This window comes from Corynebacterium sp. HMSC055D05, from assembly GCF_001810365.1.
GTDB lineage: Bacteria > Actinomycetota > Actinomycetes > Mycobacteriales > Mycobacteriaceae > Corynebacterium > Corynebacterium coyleae.
On sequence record NZ_KV801078.1, the window covers coordinates 150,153 to 164,249 of the forward strand.

Annotated in this window: 12 protein-coding genes; 2 read left to right on the forward strand and 10 right to left on the reverse strand. The window is 63.2% G+C overall.

Going from position 1 to position 14,097, the window contains the following annotated elements; genetic code table 11:
• Positions 1-60: 60 nt before the first annotated feature.
• The 6 genes from rpsI to eccCb all read right to left on the reverse strand — a co-directional run bounded on the left by rpsI (position 61) and on the right by eccCb (position 6,532).
• Positions 61-600 carry a 30S ribosomal protein S9 gene (gene rpsI / locus HMPREF2734_RS09195; protein WP_070422757.1) on the reverse strand — a complete coding sequence of 180 codons (540 nt, stop codon included), beginning with the start codon at positions 598-600 and terminating at the stop codon, positions 61-63.
• A complete protein-coding gene (gene rplM, locus HMPREF2734_RS09200) occupies positions 600-1,043 on the reverse strand; it encodes a 50S ribosomal protein L13 (protein WP_070422756.1) in 444 nt (147 codons plus the stop codon). The genes rpsI and rplM overlap by 1 nt, the downstream gene beginning before the upstream one ends.
• Before the next feature lie 292 nt (positions 1,044-1,335).
• Positions 1,336-1,620, reverse strand: coding sequence for a WXG100 family type VII secretion target (locus HMPREF2734_RS09205; RefSeq protein ID WP_070450580.1), 285 nt, complete (start codon positions 1,618-1,620; stop codon positions 1,336-1,338).
• 18 nt (positions 1,621-1,638) lie between these two features.
• Positions 1,639-1,950, reverse strand: coding sequence for a WXG100 family type VII secretion target (locus tag HMPREF2734_RS09210; protein WP_070422754.1), 312 nt, complete (start codon positions 1,948-1,950; stop codon positions 1,639-1,641).
• Between the two features lie 103 nt (positions 1,951-2,053).
• Positions 2,054-3,037: a type VII secretion-associated protein gene (locus tag HMPREF2734_RS09215; protein ID WP_070570605.1), complete on the reverse strand. Its 984-nt coding sequence runs from the start codon at positions 3,035-3,037 to the stop codon at positions 2,054-2,056.
• Positions 3,038-6,532 carry a type VII secretion protein EccCb gene (eccCb, locus tag HMPREF2734_RS09220; RefSeq protein WP_070570607.1) on the reverse strand — a complete coding sequence of 1,165 codons (3,495 nt, stop codon included), beginning with the start codon at positions 6,530-6,532 and terminating at the stop codon, positions 3,038-3,040. It abuts the gene before it with no gap.
• Positions 6,533-6,753: 221 nt separating this feature from the next.
• Between eccCb and eccD the strand changes: the two genes are divergently transcribed.
• Together eccD and HMPREF2734_RS09230 are read left to right on the forward strand one after the other, a co-directional pair.
• Positions 6,754-8,046 (forward strand): type VII secretion integral membrane protein EccD, encoded by a 1,293-nt coding sequence (eccD, locus tag HMPREF2734_RS09225; protein WP_070570609.1) that lies wholly within the window; start codon positions 6,754-6,756, stop codon positions 8,044-8,046.
• A gap of 2 nt (positions 8,047-8,048) precedes the next feature.
• Complete coding sequence (locus HMPREF2734_RS09230; protein ID WP_141750461.1) at positions 8,049-9,245, forward strand: S8 family serine peptidase; 1,197 nt, start codon at positions 8,049-8,051, stop codon at positions 9,243-9,245.
• Here HMPREF2734_RS09230 and eccB read toward each other — a convergent pair.
• The 4 genes from eccB to rplQ all read right to left on the reverse strand — a co-directional run bounded on the left by eccB (position 9,184) and on the right by rplQ (position 14,076).
• Entirely contained in the window at positions 9,184-10,461 is a 1,278-nt protein-coding gene (eccB, locus tag HMPREF2734_RS09235; RefSeq protein WP_246816814.1) for a type VII secretion protein EccB, read from the reverse strand. The two genes, HMPREF2734_RS09230 and eccB, sit on opposite strands and share 62 nt — an antisense overlap.
• A gap of 71 nt (positions 10,462-10,532) precedes the next feature.
• Positions 10,533-12,638 (reverse strand): DUF6541 family protein, encoded by a 2,106-nt coding sequence (locus HMPREF2734_RS09240; protein WP_070570612.1) that lies wholly within the window; start codon positions 12,636-12,638, stop codon positions 10,533-10,535.
• A gap of 33 nt (positions 12,639-12,671) precedes the next feature.
• On the reverse strand, positions 12,672-13,502 hold the full coding sequence (truA, locus tag HMPREF2734_RS09245) for a tRNA pseudouridine(38-40) synthase TruA (RefSeq protein ID WP_070570613.1): 831 nt from the start codon (positions 13,500-13,502) through the stop codon (positions 12,672-12,674).
• Positions 13,503-13,581: 79 nt separating this feature from the next.
• On the reverse strand, positions 13,582-14,076 hold the full coding sequence (rplQ, locus tag HMPREF2734_RS09250; protein ID WP_070422747.1) for a 50S ribosomal protein L17: 495 nt from the start codon (positions 14,074-14,076) through the stop codon (positions 13,582-13,584).
• Positions 14,077-14,097: the final 21 nt, after the last annotated feature.

Below are 14,097 nucleotides of genomic sequence, written 5' to 3' on the forward strand. Positions count from 1 at the left end.
GAAGAAACGGCAAACGCCGCCACCCGAAACCGGGCGACGGCGTGTGGAGTAAGCCAGCGATTAACGCTTGGAGTACTGCGGTGCGCGACGGGCCTTGTGCAGACCAGCCTTCTTGCGCTCCACGGCACGAGCGTCACGGGTGAGCAGGCCGGCCTTCTTCAGGGTCGGGCGCTCAGCCGGGTTGTAGATGTTCAGTGCGCGGGCAATAGCCAGACGCAGAGCACCGGACTGGCCGGTCGGGCCACCACCGGAGATGTTGGCCTTGATGTCGAACTGGCCCTCGCGCTCGAGCAGCGTCAGCGGGGTCAGGATGTCCTGCTGGTGCAGCTTGTTCGGGAAGTACTCCTCGAACTCACGGCCGTTGACCGTGATCTTGCCTTCGCCCTCGACGACGGTCACGCGAGCGATTGCGCGCTTACGACGACCAACAGTCTGGATCGGGCCCTCGTGCAGCGGTGCGACCTCAACGGTCTCCTCAGCAGCGTCAGCCTCCGGCGCAATTGCGTCACCGATGGTGTAGTTGAACTCCTCGGTTGCTGCGGTTGCGGCATCGATGTCGGTGTCGGCAGCGAGGTTGTCGTAGTTGTTCGGCTCGGTCATTACTGTGCCACCTGCTTAAACTCGTAGGTTTCCGGCTTCTGAGCAGCGTACGGGTGCTCGGAGCCGACGAAGACGTGCAGCTTCTTGATGGACTGGCGGGAGAGCTTGTTGTGCGGCATCATGCCCTTCACAGCTTCCTCGATCACGCGGTCCGGACGCTCGTCCAGTGCGCGGCCCAGGGTCATGGACTTCAGACCACCCGGGTAGCCGGAGTGGCGGTAACGCATCTCGCGATCGCGCTTGTTGGAGGAGATGTGGATCTTGTCGGCGTTGATCACGATGACGTGATCGCCGGTGTCAACGTTCGGTGCGAACTGCGGCTTGTGCTTACCGCGCAGCAGGTCTGCTGCGGTGGAAGCAAGCTTGCCCAGCACCACGTCGGTTGCGTCGATGACGTACCAGTTACGGGTCACGTCACCGCTCTTCGGGTGGTAAGTAGACATGCATGACTCCTTAAAGTCTGTCTAGATTGCTGCCGGCCATACTTCGCATGTTCCTCGACGGTTCCGGCGGCCGGTGGAGACCCGAAACGCGCGTCAGGCGGGACACACAGGGGTTAAACACTACGGCAATCTGGCCGCAAAACAAAAACGCCGCCGCAGGTGTTCCCCATAGTCACCTGCGGCGGCGTTTCCCCCGAGTCCCCCTTTTTTCTTTTGTGGATGCGCCGGGGACGGGTCTGCCGCGCCCTATCCCCCGATGGTCGGCGTTGTCGCCCCGACGCAAGTCTGTTGGTTAGCCCCAGCTGTTCGCTGCAGCGTTGTTGACGGCCAACATGGTGGAGTTGCCATCCTCAACGGTCTGCGCGATCTGGGTGAGGATCTGGTTGAGGTCCTCTGCTGCCTGGTCCCACTTGGCTTGGTGTGCCTGGTAGGCGGTGGCGGCGGTACCTTCCCAGGTCTGGACCATGGGCTGGAGCATCTGCTTCAGTTCGGCCAGGTCGCCGTTGATGCGGGATGCGGATGCGCGCATATCTTCGGATGCGCCGGCGATCTGAGTGAAGTCGTATTTGATCTGCATGGTGGTTCCCCCTTGTGGTTAGAGTGCGAGTCCGCCAGCGAGCTGACGGAGGCTGTCGGTGTTGGTTGCGTCGGTGGACTCGTAGTGCTTCGCGTTGTCGCGAATGTTCGCGGAGATCGCGGTCAGTGCCTCCGACAAACGCTTTTGAGCGTCGTCGTAGCGCATCATCAGGTCGTCGAAACTGCGCTGCGCGTTGCCCACCCAGTAGTTGCGAGTGGATTCGACTACCTGTTGGATGCGGTCGATTTCGCGGTTGACGTTTGCGTTGGTGTCGTCGGTACGGTCTGCGGCGGCGCGCATGACCTCCGCTTCAGTGGCGAACAGCTCCATGGTTTCCCCCTTGTGTGTTTAGGTTGGATGAACGGTGTGTGTTTGCCGTTCATATATCTGACTGACATTTGGTGCTTTCGGTTCCATCGAATTCAAAAGTTTTTCATGTCCGCATGTCAGCCCCCTTAAATTCAGCGGTTTCCATGGCCATTCGACACGTTGCGCGTTGCACTGTGGTGGGTTCATGGCGCGTGTGACAGCCCACGAAAAGCTGGGTGGTGCCGTGCGGCCAGGTCTTCCAGAGCGCCTGCGATCCATCCGCGGCGCGCTCCAGGTAGGTCACCGAGGTGCCGTCCGTGTCCACAAGTTCTGTTTGCGGGTCCGCCTCAACATCGGCGAGGAGTTGCTCGGCCATAGTCTTGGCCGGTAGTTGGTACAGCCTCTCAACGGCGATGTGGAGGCGGAAGTTCGGATCATCGCCGGTTGCGCGCCATGTGCCATCGTCGGCCTCAAGAGCGAACCCGGCAGGCAGTTCCACTTGAAGGCCGTCTTGTTCAAGCAGGACGGTCTGCGGTGCTTCTTCGCGTATCGACGACTCCACCGCCACAGACGGCGTTGCCCCCGCCGCAGCTTCAGTAGCCGTCGGTGTCGCAATTGAACTGTCCGTGTTCGCTGCACTGCTGGCGCTGCCGGCACTGCCAACGCTGCCTTTCCAGACAACGTTGAAGATGACCACCGCACACACGACTGCGACCACCACGACGACTGCGGCGATGATCCAGACGCCGATGTTTGACGAGCGGTTGTCCGCAATCGCCGCGAACGTGTCTGTCGGCGGGTCCCGTGGCGGATCCCACGGCGCAGGTGGCGCGGAGGGTGCGTTGAGCGAACGTGGCACGTCTGCCGGATCGGGACCAAGGAGTTCGGTGGTTAAGTCAATGTCGTAGTCCGCCAGGGCGTACTCGAGCTCGCGCAGGCGCGTGTCGTCTGCGGTGATGTGCACGTGTGCCCCGTCTGGGTTCGGCCCCAGCACAGTGCGGATCGTGTTCGCGATTTCACGGCTGCTTGGCGCGTCGAAGCGGTGGACGTCGGCCGCACCGGTGAACACGGTCGACGCATCGGTCGCGGTAATGCGCAGGTCTGTCATTTAGTCCCCCATATTCAGCATCGGCAGTTGGATCATGCCCTTCGGCTCGCCCTGTACGAGCGTTGCGCGCCCTGGTGGCTGCGGTGCCGGTCGGACGCCGAAGAGTGCGCCTTCGTCCTTGGTGCCGTCCATAATCAGCACGTCTGGGTGAAGGTCTTTCACAGCGGAGAGGAACGGGCCAAACATGGCACGCCCAACACCGCCGAACTTGCGTGCCACCACGATGTGCAAGCCGATGTCACGCGCGTGGGGCAACAAGTCGATGATTGGGCGCAGTGGTTCGTCGCCGACCAGGTCGAGATCGTCGATAAGCAAGTAGAGCTCTGGGCCTGCCCACCAGGACCTGTCTGCCAGTTGGGCGGGCGTGACGTCGCTGCCCGGCAGTCGCGAGGTCAGCGTGGTGGCCAGCGAGCGCACCGCATCGGTGAGCGCACTCGAGGAAGCTGCGTACGCCGCGACCATGTCGCTGTCCGCATGAGCCAGGTGTGCCCGGCGCGGGTCGCAGATCACCATGCGGGCTTGTTCGCGTGGCATCGCTGAAATAGCCGCAATCGTGCTGGCGATGAAGGCGGATTTGCCCGCGCCGCCTGCACCGATGGCCAGGATGTGGCCGGTGGAGTACAGCGGTGCAAGGTCCGCTCCGCCAATGCCGAGTGGGATGCGGGTGCCGTCGATAAGCGGTTGCGCGTCGACTCTTGCTGGCAGCACGCGCAGGCGTGGCACCGGCGTCTGGATCGCCGCCTGGGCTGCGATGTGTGCGATGTCTTCGGCGCTGGTCAGCGCGACATGCATGACTTTGCCGTCCGGGGTGAGCGCACGTCCCGGCACGGCGGCGAGGCGTTCTTGGGCCTTGCGGTCGATCAGCGAATCCATCGGCTCGGTCAGGCGCATCTCGATGCGGGTGCCGATGAGGTCGCGCACATTCGCGCGCACCGCGTTCCACCGCTGTGTGGTAATCAGCAGGTGCACGCGTGCCGCAGGGCCTTCGGAGGCGATTCGCGCCAAAGGATCACGCAGGTCTTCGAGTTTGGAATCGTTGGCCAGCAACGCATGCCAACCATCGACAACGAGCAGTGTCGCGCGCGAGGCAGGCGCATCCAGGAGTCCGGTGACCTCGTCGATAACACGACGCGTGCGTTCTTCATCCTTCACGTTCGCCACACCCGCCACGTGAGGCAGGGATTCGATGTCGCTGTAGTCGCCGCCGCCAGCGTTGATGATGTAAATCGCCACCTCATCGGTTGTGCGACACAGCGCTTGCTTGGCGACGATCGACCGCACCGCCATCGACTTCCCCGTCTGCGGCGCACCAGCAATGGCGGCATGCCCACCGGCACGGGAAAAGTCCACGGCGAAGGGGACTTGGAGTTGGCGATAGGGCTCGTCGACGAGGGCGATGGTGTCGTCGACAAGCGAAGAAAGCGCGAGAGTATCCGGCAACGGTGGCAGCCAGACCTGGTGGGCGCGCATGCTCCGGGTGGCGGCGACGTCGCGGGCTTTCTCCACAACGGCGTCGAACAGGGTTGTCGAATAGTCGGTATCGGTCACGGTTTGCGGAGCGATTTCTATCTCATCGCCGGTAAACACCCGCACTGTCGGGGTGTCGTCGGAGTGCGACAGCACCTGGCGGGTCAGCGGGCCGGAGACGTAAGAACCCCTAAAGCGAGTGAGTTCCATACCTGACTTGAGGTAACCCGAGCCCGGCTCACTGGGCAGTTCATAGGCATCCGGCACGCCGAGGACTTGGCGCGACTCCCCTGCGGAAAACGTCTTCAACCCGATGCGATACGACAAGTGGGAATCGAGCCCGCGCAGCTTTCCTTCCTCGAGCCGCTGCGAGGCGAGCAACAAGTGCACACCAAGTGAGCGGCCCAGGCGGCCCACCGCGACGAAAAGGTCCGCGAAGTGCGGGTGTTGCGAGAGCAATTCTGAAAACTCATCGACGATGATCACCAGCGACGGCAGTGTGTGCCCGGCGCGGGTGTAGTCGGTGATGTTGGCAAAGTTGCCTGCGGCACGCAGCAGTTCCTGGCGGCGGTTCAACTCGCCGGAGATGGCATCAAACATGCGCTCGACCAGCACGGCCTCGTCTTCAAGGTTGGTGATCACCGCACTGGTGTGGGGCAGGTCCTCGCAGCCGAGGAAGGTTGCGCCGCCCTTGAAGTCCACAAGCACCAAGTTGAGCTCGTCCGGCGAGTGCGTTGCGGCAAGCGCAACAACGATTTCCTTAAGCAGTTCGGACTTACCACTACCGGTAGCTCCGATGCAGAGCCCGTGTGGGCCCATGCCACCGAGCGCTGATTCTTTGAAGTCCAGGTACACCGGCTGCCCATCGGGGGTCGCGCCGATGGGCACGACAAGCTTGTTGCGCATCCCCGGCCACATTGTGGTGGCATCGAGTGCATCCAGGTCCGTAATCCCCAGCATGGCAAGCAGATCGCCCGTGTCTTCACTCGCACCTTCTGGGCGTCGGTAGAACCCGAGGTGGCGAGCGATGAACTCGGCCTGCGCGTCAGTGAACGAGTCCGGAAGGCCGAGTTGCTCCATGCCCTGTTCGGTGACCGCAGCGAGCGTATCGGTGCACACGAGGTGGAAGGCATCCGGGTCCACAAAGTAGTGCTCGTCCGGGTGGACGACAATCACACAGTCGGCGTCGGGGGCGTGGAGGTGCTCCACGGTGGCGTCGATAAGCACCACGCGAAAACGTGCATGTTCCGCGCGAGCGTGCGGCAGCCACTTCGCCCACGCGAATGGCGCGTCGATGCTGATCAACTCGGGCCCATGAAAAAACGCGAGTTGGCACACGATGGAACGCGCCACCTCATGCGCACCGGGACCAGCCAGGGTGACCGCGGGAAATGCATCGAGCTGCACAACAATCGGCATGCCAGGCACGGTGCTTACAGCAGCGACAGTGCGACGAAGACTCACCGCGCACACCGGGTCAAGGTCCTCTGGGCTTCCCGGATCCTCTACATCGACAGGCGTGCACAGCGCACCGCTGCCAGTCCCCAACCGGACGGTCAACGCCAGCGGTGACGCCGCAGTGCGCTCCCAAACCCGCTCCACCGGTGTCGCAGCAACAAGATCTGCCGGAGCCGGGTGCAACCCTGTCGCGTGCGCGCGCTGTTGCGCTGCGTTCGCGCGCGCCTTCCGGGTCAACGCATCCAGGTGGCGCAGGTACACCCGGCGCGTTTCGTTGATATCTCCCTGCCGATCTTGCGGATTGATCATGCCCAACAGTCCGAAAAGCATCATCAGCGGGAAGATCAACATCATTGGGCTCACAGTGCGTCCAGATGTCATCATCAGCGCCATCACCGCACCAACGGCAACCACCATCACAATTGGCAGCAAGATTTTGATCACCGGCTGCGTCTGCGGCTTTTGCGCTGTTGGGACTGGCTCTGCACGCAGTTGTCCTGTTGGCAGTGCCGGCACGTCAGGTGTGCCCGCAGTTGGTGCGAGCACAGCATCGTGGTCTAACCCGAGCATTCGTGGATCCCCCCTTTTCACCCCATGTGGCCACAGTTCCCCCGAACTGTGTTGGGCATAGTGTTGAGCGCAGTGTAGACCATTTGCCCGCCAAAGGGGTACGAAAAGCTGGACTGCAGCGTAACGGTGCGCCATACTGGCCCAAGTTGCGTGGCAAATGGGGGCCACGCGTTGAGACTTCCGGGGGAAGAGTTTTGGTTGCTACTTCGGCGCACCACATTGTGCGCGTAACCGTACGTGTTTCTGTTGCGGCGTTTCACCGCGATATCGATGTCACACTGCCGACATCCTCAACGTTTGCAGAGGTGCTGCCCGAATTGGCGCGTCTTGTGGAACTGCCGCAGATCCACCGCCCGTGGGAAATCTCCACAGCAGGCGGGCGCCCACTCGATATGCATACGCCGTTGTACGCGCTCAAGCTTCACGACGGCGCCGTGATCGCCCTGCGCCCCAAAGAACCCATCGCACCTCCCGTGGTACGCGACGCCGCCGACGCCCTCGCGCACGCAGGCCGCAATGCCCGCAGCGTGCACGGCCTCGACACCGCCGCAACCCTCGTAGGGTTAGCGTGCATTGCGTTGCTGCTCAGCATGTTTGCCCCATCTCCCGCGACCTTCGCCGTCACCGGGTTATGCGCGCTCACCCTCGCTGCTGTTGCGAAATCGCCCGCCGTGTTTGCTGCAGCGCCGTTGTGCCTCGGCTGGGCCGCCGCCACATGGGTCATCGGTGGCACAGAACCGAACCTACACAGCACAGACGTTGCTCTTGGCGCCCTCGCAGGCGTCGTCACAGCCTTCATCACCGTCGGCATTGGAGTGGCTCTGCGCCTTGCGGGCCCTGCATTGGTGGCGTTTGCTGTCACGGTTGGGGTGCTCAGCGGCATTGGCACGTTAGGCACCTGGCTGCCCGCCGCAAACTCGCCTGCTGCGTTATCCGTCCTCACCGGCCTGTTTACGGTTGCCGCCACACCCGGCATCGCCACCCGTGCTGCAGGCCTTGCCGTGGCGCACGTGCCCACCGCCGGCGAAGAATTCGATCGCGCCGACGAATACCAACCAGACGTCGACGCACGCAGCCGAGTCGCCACCACCATCGCCAGCGCAGTCACCGCCGGAATTGCCACAGTGAGCATCCCTGCGCTCCTCCAGATCGGCAGCAGCGGCGGTGCATGGAACTTCGTGTTCTGCACCTGCATCGCCGGCGCACTCGTCGTCTACGCATCGCGCCACCACTGGGCTGCAACCCGCATTGCGCTGATGGCGATAGCACTCGCGGCAGTCATTGCTTCCGCCATCAGCATCGTGCGTATCGACGACCCGCATCCCGCCCTCATCACCATCGCCGCCCTCACCGCACTGGCAGCTACAACCACCGTGCTGTGGGCCCGGCGCGTACCCGACCTAGAACCGACAACCGTTGTCTGGTTCGAACGTGCCGAAATCGCCGCCCTCATCGCCGTCATCCCACTCGCGGTACACCTCACCGGGGTCTTCGACCTGATTCGAGGGCTGTAACAATGCGCACACGTTCCCTGCCCGCTTCCGCACTGTTGCCACTGATGCTCGCCATGCCTGTACTTTGCGCACCTGCAGCACTCGCGCCGGGCTCGCTTACCTACGCCTCCGCCCAAGACATCGCCTGCGCCGTGCCTTCGGCAGCACAACCACCAGGTGAGACACCTGCGGAGCTCCACGAGCTCCGTCGCTTCGCCACCGGAGCCGGCGTGCGCGTCGCCGTCATCGACACTGGCGTCGCTCCACACTCGGAACTTAATCACCTGCGCCCCGGAGCCGACTTTGTCGGCGACAACGCGCTTGCGGACTGCGACAGCCACGGCACCGTCGTCGCCGGCGTCATCGCTGGGCGCACGCTCGGCATCGCACCAGATGCGGAGATCCTGGCGGTGCGTCAAACGTCAGCCCATTACCGCGGTGGCCGCGGCCAATCTGTCGCGGGGGACCTTGAGACGCTCGCTTCTGCAATCAACAACGCGCTCGACGAAGGTGCGCGCGTGCTCAACGTCTCTGTCGTGTCCTGTGTGGACCCGGGGCTTGCCTCACGCATTGATCTCAATGGACTGCGCGGCGCGTTGCACCGTGCCGAGGCCGACGGCGCAGTCGTCGTCGCCGCATCCGGCAACACCAGCGCCGATTGTGAACCAGGCTTTAGCGTGATCCCAGCTCTGTTTCCCACGGTGCTTGCTGTGGGGGCTCGCGAGGACACCCACACGCTCGCGTCATACTCCTTGCCAGCGGAAATCTCCGCAGCCGGTCTTGTCCCACACGCGCTCGCATCCAGCGGCAACGGCTGGGCCGACGGCACGCTCACCCGCGACGGGTCACGCCCCTACGTTGGAACCAGCTTCGCCGCACCGGTAGTCAGTGGTGCGGCCGCGTTACTCATGCAGCGCTACCCCGGCATCACGCCGGACCACGTGCGCACGCTCATCACCGCCGCAGCACAACACGGCGGCGGCGCAATCACCCCGCACAACGTGATCAGCCAACTCACGCCGGACGACATCGCGCCCCGAGACACCGTCACCGTGGCCCCAACAGAGCGCACCGCCTCCTTAGCCGTGAAACGGTTCAGCAGTGTCGGCCTCGGCGCAGTTGTGTTCGCTCTGCTGGGTGTCCTTGTACTGTGTGCTGTTAGTACGTGGCGGTCAAAGCCGCAGCCCGGGTCAGCTCCTCACCCTCCGGCAAGAGGCTGACAATCTCCCAAGGCACGCGCTCGACATGCACCGCACCCACCGTGGCAAGTGTTTCCGCATCGGGTGCACGGTGGCGCAACCCGTTGCTCGCCACGACGTGGAAGCCATGTCCGGAATCCACACCGATCGAGCCATCCGCAAGCCCCACAAAGTGTGTCGCCACCGACGTCCCAGACAACGCAATCGCCGAAGTATCACCGGATCGCACTGCGCCGTACCGTGCTGTACCGGCGTGTTCTGCACCAGCGTGTTCTGTACCGGACTGCACCGCGCCACCACGGTCCTGGTCCACGCATACCGTCTGCTGCACCGGGTCAACCCACTGCGGGCGACGCTCTGGAATCGTCAGCCCTAAGTCCCCGTCCTGATACGTGGCTAACTGTTCGCGGCCGATGCTGCGTTGCTTCGCGCCAGCATCCAACAGCACTGCCTGCTGCACCTCACTGAGCGGCTCGATTCTCCCTTTGAACAGCGCCCACGCACCGCTCTCAGCGACCAATACTTCTGGCAGCCGGTCGGGCGCAGGTACTGATACCGGTGGCAATTCCTTCAGCGCCGTCATCACCTGCAACGGTGGCTCCCACATCGGAGTGGTGTGCCCGACCCCCAACGCACGGCGCACGATACGCCCCTGCGGGGACGCCGCATCAGGCAGCAACTGTCTGCCCTCACCAGTCACCAACCATTGGCGGGTGCCGTCGGTGGCCAGCACGGTATCGTCGCCAAGCAAAGGCTCCGGACGCTGCCCCGCAACCACCGTCACACGGCCCGGCACCGCACACACCGACCATGCAGCATCAACCGCACCCTCCGGCGCAAACATCGCCGGCGCAGCCACAATGCCCACCGGAACGCCACGTGGCATCGCCGCCAAATGCTCATCACCCACCCGCGACGGATCAGCCGCCGCACCAGCAATCAAGCGTGCAGAAGAAAGATTGGTCACCGGATGAACAGTGTCATCAACACGCACATACAGCGTGCCGTCCGACGCCCGCAGAATCGGGGCATCCCCCGGATCTGCATTCGGACGCATCCACGCAAACAACCCCATCACCCCGGCGATCATCACCACCGCAGCAACACCAAACACCGTGGCGCGATGGCGCGCCGACAACGGGTCATGAATCATCCGGATATCCCCGAACAACAACCCATGCTCCATACGACGGCGCATGAACTGGTGGCCCGAAACCTGGGCACGTGTAGTAGGCAAAAGTTTCGCCATAATTCCCCCTCCCCCGAGTAAGTACTCAACAGGCTACAGCCTTAGCACCCCGCGCGCATCTACCAGGCGGCTACACCGGCATCTTCAAGCTCGTAAAGCTCATCCGAGCCGTGGTCCTGTCCGTCTTTGCGCATCGCCCGCAACTGGGCGGTGGAGAACTCGCTGTTGACCGCAAACACCGACGTCGTGCCCTTGCGATACACCGGCGTCACCCCGTTTGACGCCCAGAACGATCGCAGCATCGGATACTGCGGTTTCTGGTCCGCCCAAAACGACCCCGGGCTGAGCACAAAGAACCGTACGTTCAAGTCCTTCAGCGCCTGCTCCACCACTTCGCCGTTGTCTTCTCCGATGAAGTCCGCGTGCTGGAAAATTGTGTCGTGCGCTGAGCCAATCCCGCCGGTCGGCCATAGGTAATGGCGGGAAACCGACGGCAACCCGTTGTAGGCATACATCCACGAATATCCATCCGCAGGATCACCCATGATCGTGCCTTCCCACGCTGCGTCCTGGGTCGCCAACCAGTCAAACACCTGGAGGTCATCCGCGCTTACCATCCGTCCGCTTTGGCGCGGGGTAGCAAACGCGTCCTGTGCACCAGCCTCAGTGTGGTTGCGTACCTGTGGCACCGCCGCAGACCCGGCGATCACCGCCACCGCGATCGACGCCAGCACCGTGGCTCGCTGCCCCGTACCGGTTCGTGCTGCGAGTGGAGCGAAGGTGACAAGGCGGATAATCACAGCAATGCCGATGGCGGCCGCTGCCCACACGCACATCACCACCGGCATGATCAGCCGGTGCCCCGTGCTGTAGTGCAGGTTGCCCACCATGGCCAGTACATCGCCCCACGCGTTATCGAATGGTGTGAGCGCATTTGCGGTCACCGCAAGCGAAACCACATACAACAGCACAGGCCACACCTGGCCACGCCACAGCACCAACGCCAGCGCGCCTGCACCGGCGAGCCACAGCATCACCGTCGGGTCGAAGTCCGGGAAAAACTGAGAGACGTGCCGGGTGTCCATCCGAAACGCACTCCCCCACGCGCCGCCGCGGCCTAGTTTCTCCTGCGGCGCCCACGAGGCAACCTCACTCGCCTGGTCCGACCCCGCCAGCACTTGGGGCAAAAACACGAGCGTTGCCGCGGCTGCCGGGAGTGCCATCCACACCGTATCGCTGCGACGCGAGCGCACCGGGCGAACCAGCAGCGACGTCGCCCACGCAAAGATGACGCCGAGTACCACCACCGTCACCGCAGCCGGGTGTGTGCACAACACGCCAAGGAACCCGATCGCAGCAGGCAGCGCACCCGCATGCCGTGCCGGAACTTCAAGGAACTGCCAAACCACGATGCCGGTCAGGGTCATCGCAAACAGGTACGGCCACATCCCCACGTAGTCGGGCACCCACAGCAGCTGCGGGGCCGCGTACGCCATGATCGCGGCAAACGCGGCGGCAATCTGCGCGGTGAGCCCAGTCGAGCGCATAAACGCGAACACCAGACTCACCATGGTCAGCGGCAGTGCCACCGCTGGCAGCACCGTCGACGCGATGTTGACCGCCCGAATCGGCTCAAGTCCAGCAGCCTCCGCAAAGAGAGCAACACCCGCGTGGAATCCCGACGGGTAGAACAGCCGCGCGTGCGTTTCGAAGTTCTGCAGCTCGCCCATGCGTGTCGACGACGCCACGCCCGTCTCCATCACAAACCGCACCGCATTCGCATGCCACTGCGAATCCCACCCCTGGACGATATTGTCCGCACCGTTGGGCATCTGAGCCAACCACGACAGCCGGTCCGTAACTGCCATCCACGCCGCGACCACTACCCCGACAAACGGAATGCCCCAGTGCGTCCACTCCACCTTGCCGGGAAAAAGCGCACGGCGCCACGGCACATCACCACCGCGGCGGGCCTTGCGTGCAAACGCATAGCGCCAACCGCCAGCCACCGCGAGGGCAAGCACCATGCTCACCCCGAACGTCCACAGGTTAAACGGCGCACTAGTCACACCCCACATCCACGACGACACTCCGATAACACCGAAGGTCACCGGCAGCGCCGTGGTCACCGCTGCAGGAACTCGGAGGCCTGCAACCCACGCCACCAGGAATCCGGGAAGCAGGAAAAACACAACTGCAAACCATGCTGCGGCTGCTGTGGTCATCGCACCTCCCAGATTGTCAGTAACCCAAGCATGCTACATCTCGCGACGCGCGCGGGTAGCTTCGGCGCGGGCAGCTAACTCAGAATCAGCGGGATACTCGACGCCGACCAACGTCAGGCCACGAGCGGGAGCGAGTGGGACTTCGGGCGCGCGTTCGTCGCGAAGCAAGAGCTCCTTTGGCCAGTCACTCCCCCGGCGGCCCTCCCCGACGGTTAAACACGTCGCGGTCAGCGCGCGAACCATATTCCAGCAAAACGCATCCGCAACAATGCGCGCTTCGTACACGGTGTCCTCGACCTGCGACCACTCGAAAGAATGCACGTCGCGGATCGTGGTGGCATGCTCCTTCGGGCGGCAAAACGCCGCGAAGTTGTTCAAGCCCACAAGCGCATCGGCACACGCCTGTGTCGTCTCAAGGTCGATAGGTTTTGGCCACACCGCCGTATCGCGCGCCCGTGTTGGCAACGCACCTGCCGGATGCGTAGTCACCCGATATACGTAGGTGCGAGCCAACGCCGAGAAACGCGCGTCAAACCCCTCTGGCGCTTCCACGACATTAAATACGCGGACGTCTTCCGGGAGCAGTTTTGCTAATCGACGAACCAACCGTCCCGGGTCCCCCTCAATCGAACGCTGATCAAGGCTGCTGCGAGGAATATCCACATGGGCGGTCTGTCCCGAGGCATGGACTCCTGCGTCGGTGCGTCCAGCGACGGTAAGGGAGACGCTACTACGCAGCACGAGGCTCAACGCCTCTTCGATGGTCTGTTGGACTGTGCGGATGCCGCTTTTCTGGCGCGCCCAACCGTGAAAATCGGTGCCATCGTAGGCGATATCCAATCGCAGCCGCATCGTCTCATCCATGGCGATCAATCTTATCTGGGCAATACAAAACGCCCAGCTACACGGGGTAGCTGGGCGTTACGCGAGGAAGGAAGTGAGTTTACTTCTCTTCCTCAGCAGCGGTCTCCTCTGCCGGAGCCTCGGTGGTCTCCTCTGCCGGAGCCTCCTCAGCCTTGGCCTCCTCAGCCTGGCGGGATGCAGCTGCGCGTGCAGCGCGGGTTGCCTCGGTGGTAACGGTCTCCTCGAGCACCAGGGAAATCTGGGTCATCGGAGCGTTGTCACCGGAGCGGTTCGGGAGCTTGATGGAGCGGGTGTAGCCGCCCTCACGGTTCTCGAACTTCGGCGCGAGCTCGTTGAACAGGTAGTTAACAACCTGCTTGTTCGGCAGCTCAGCGAGGACTGCGCGGCGGTCAGCCACAGTGCCCTTCTTCGCCTTGGTGATCAGCTTCTCAGCGTACGGACGCACGGCGCGTGCCTTAGCGTCCGTCGTCTTGATAGCGCCGTTCTCGAAGAGGGACTGCGCCAGGTTGGCCAGAATGTGCTTCTGGTGCGAGGCGGACCCTCCGAGGCGGGCACCCTTCTTGGGGGTAGGCATATTCGAACTCCTCGTATGCGG

Coding starts and splice junctions, on each gene's coding strand:
- HMPREF2734_RS09205 (WP_070450580.1), bottom strand. CDS start 1,620: ATGCAGATCAAATACGACTTCACTCAGATCGCCGGCGCATCCGAAGAT.
- HMPREF2734_RS09230 (WP_141750461.1), top strand. CDS start 8,049: ATGCGCACACGTTCCCTGCCCGCTTCCGCACTGTTGCCACTGATGCTC.
- rplM (WP_070422756.1), bottom strand. CDS start 1,043: ATGTCTACTTACCACCCGAAGAGCGGTGACGTGACCCGTAACTGGTAC.
- truA (WP_070570613.1), bottom strand. CDS start 13,502: ATGGATGAGACGATGCGGCTGCGATTGGATATCGCCTACGATGGCACC.
- HMPREF2734_RS09215 (WP_070570605.1), bottom strand. CDS start 3,037: ATGACAGACCTGCGCATTACCGCGACCGATGCGTCGACCGTGTTCACC.
- HMPREF2734_RS09240 (WP_070570612.1), bottom strand. CDS start 12,638: ATGACCACAGCAGCCGCAGCATGGTTTGCAGTTGTGTTTTTCCTGCTT.
- eccCb (WP_070570607.1), bottom strand. CDS start 6,532: ATGCTCGGGTTAGACCACGATGCTGTGCTCGCACCAACTGCGGGCACA.
- rpsI (WP_070422757.1), bottom strand. CDS start 600: ATGACCGAGCCGAACAACTACGACAACCTCGCTGCCGACACCGACATC.
- rplQ (WP_070422747.1), bottom strand. CDS start 14,076: ATGCCTACCCCCAAGAAGGGTGCCCGCCTCGGAGGGTCCGCCTCGCAC.
- HMPREF2734_RS09210 (WP_070422754.1), bottom strand. CDS start 1,950: ATGGAGCTGTTCGCCACTGAAGCGGAGGTCATGCGCGCCGCCGCAGAC.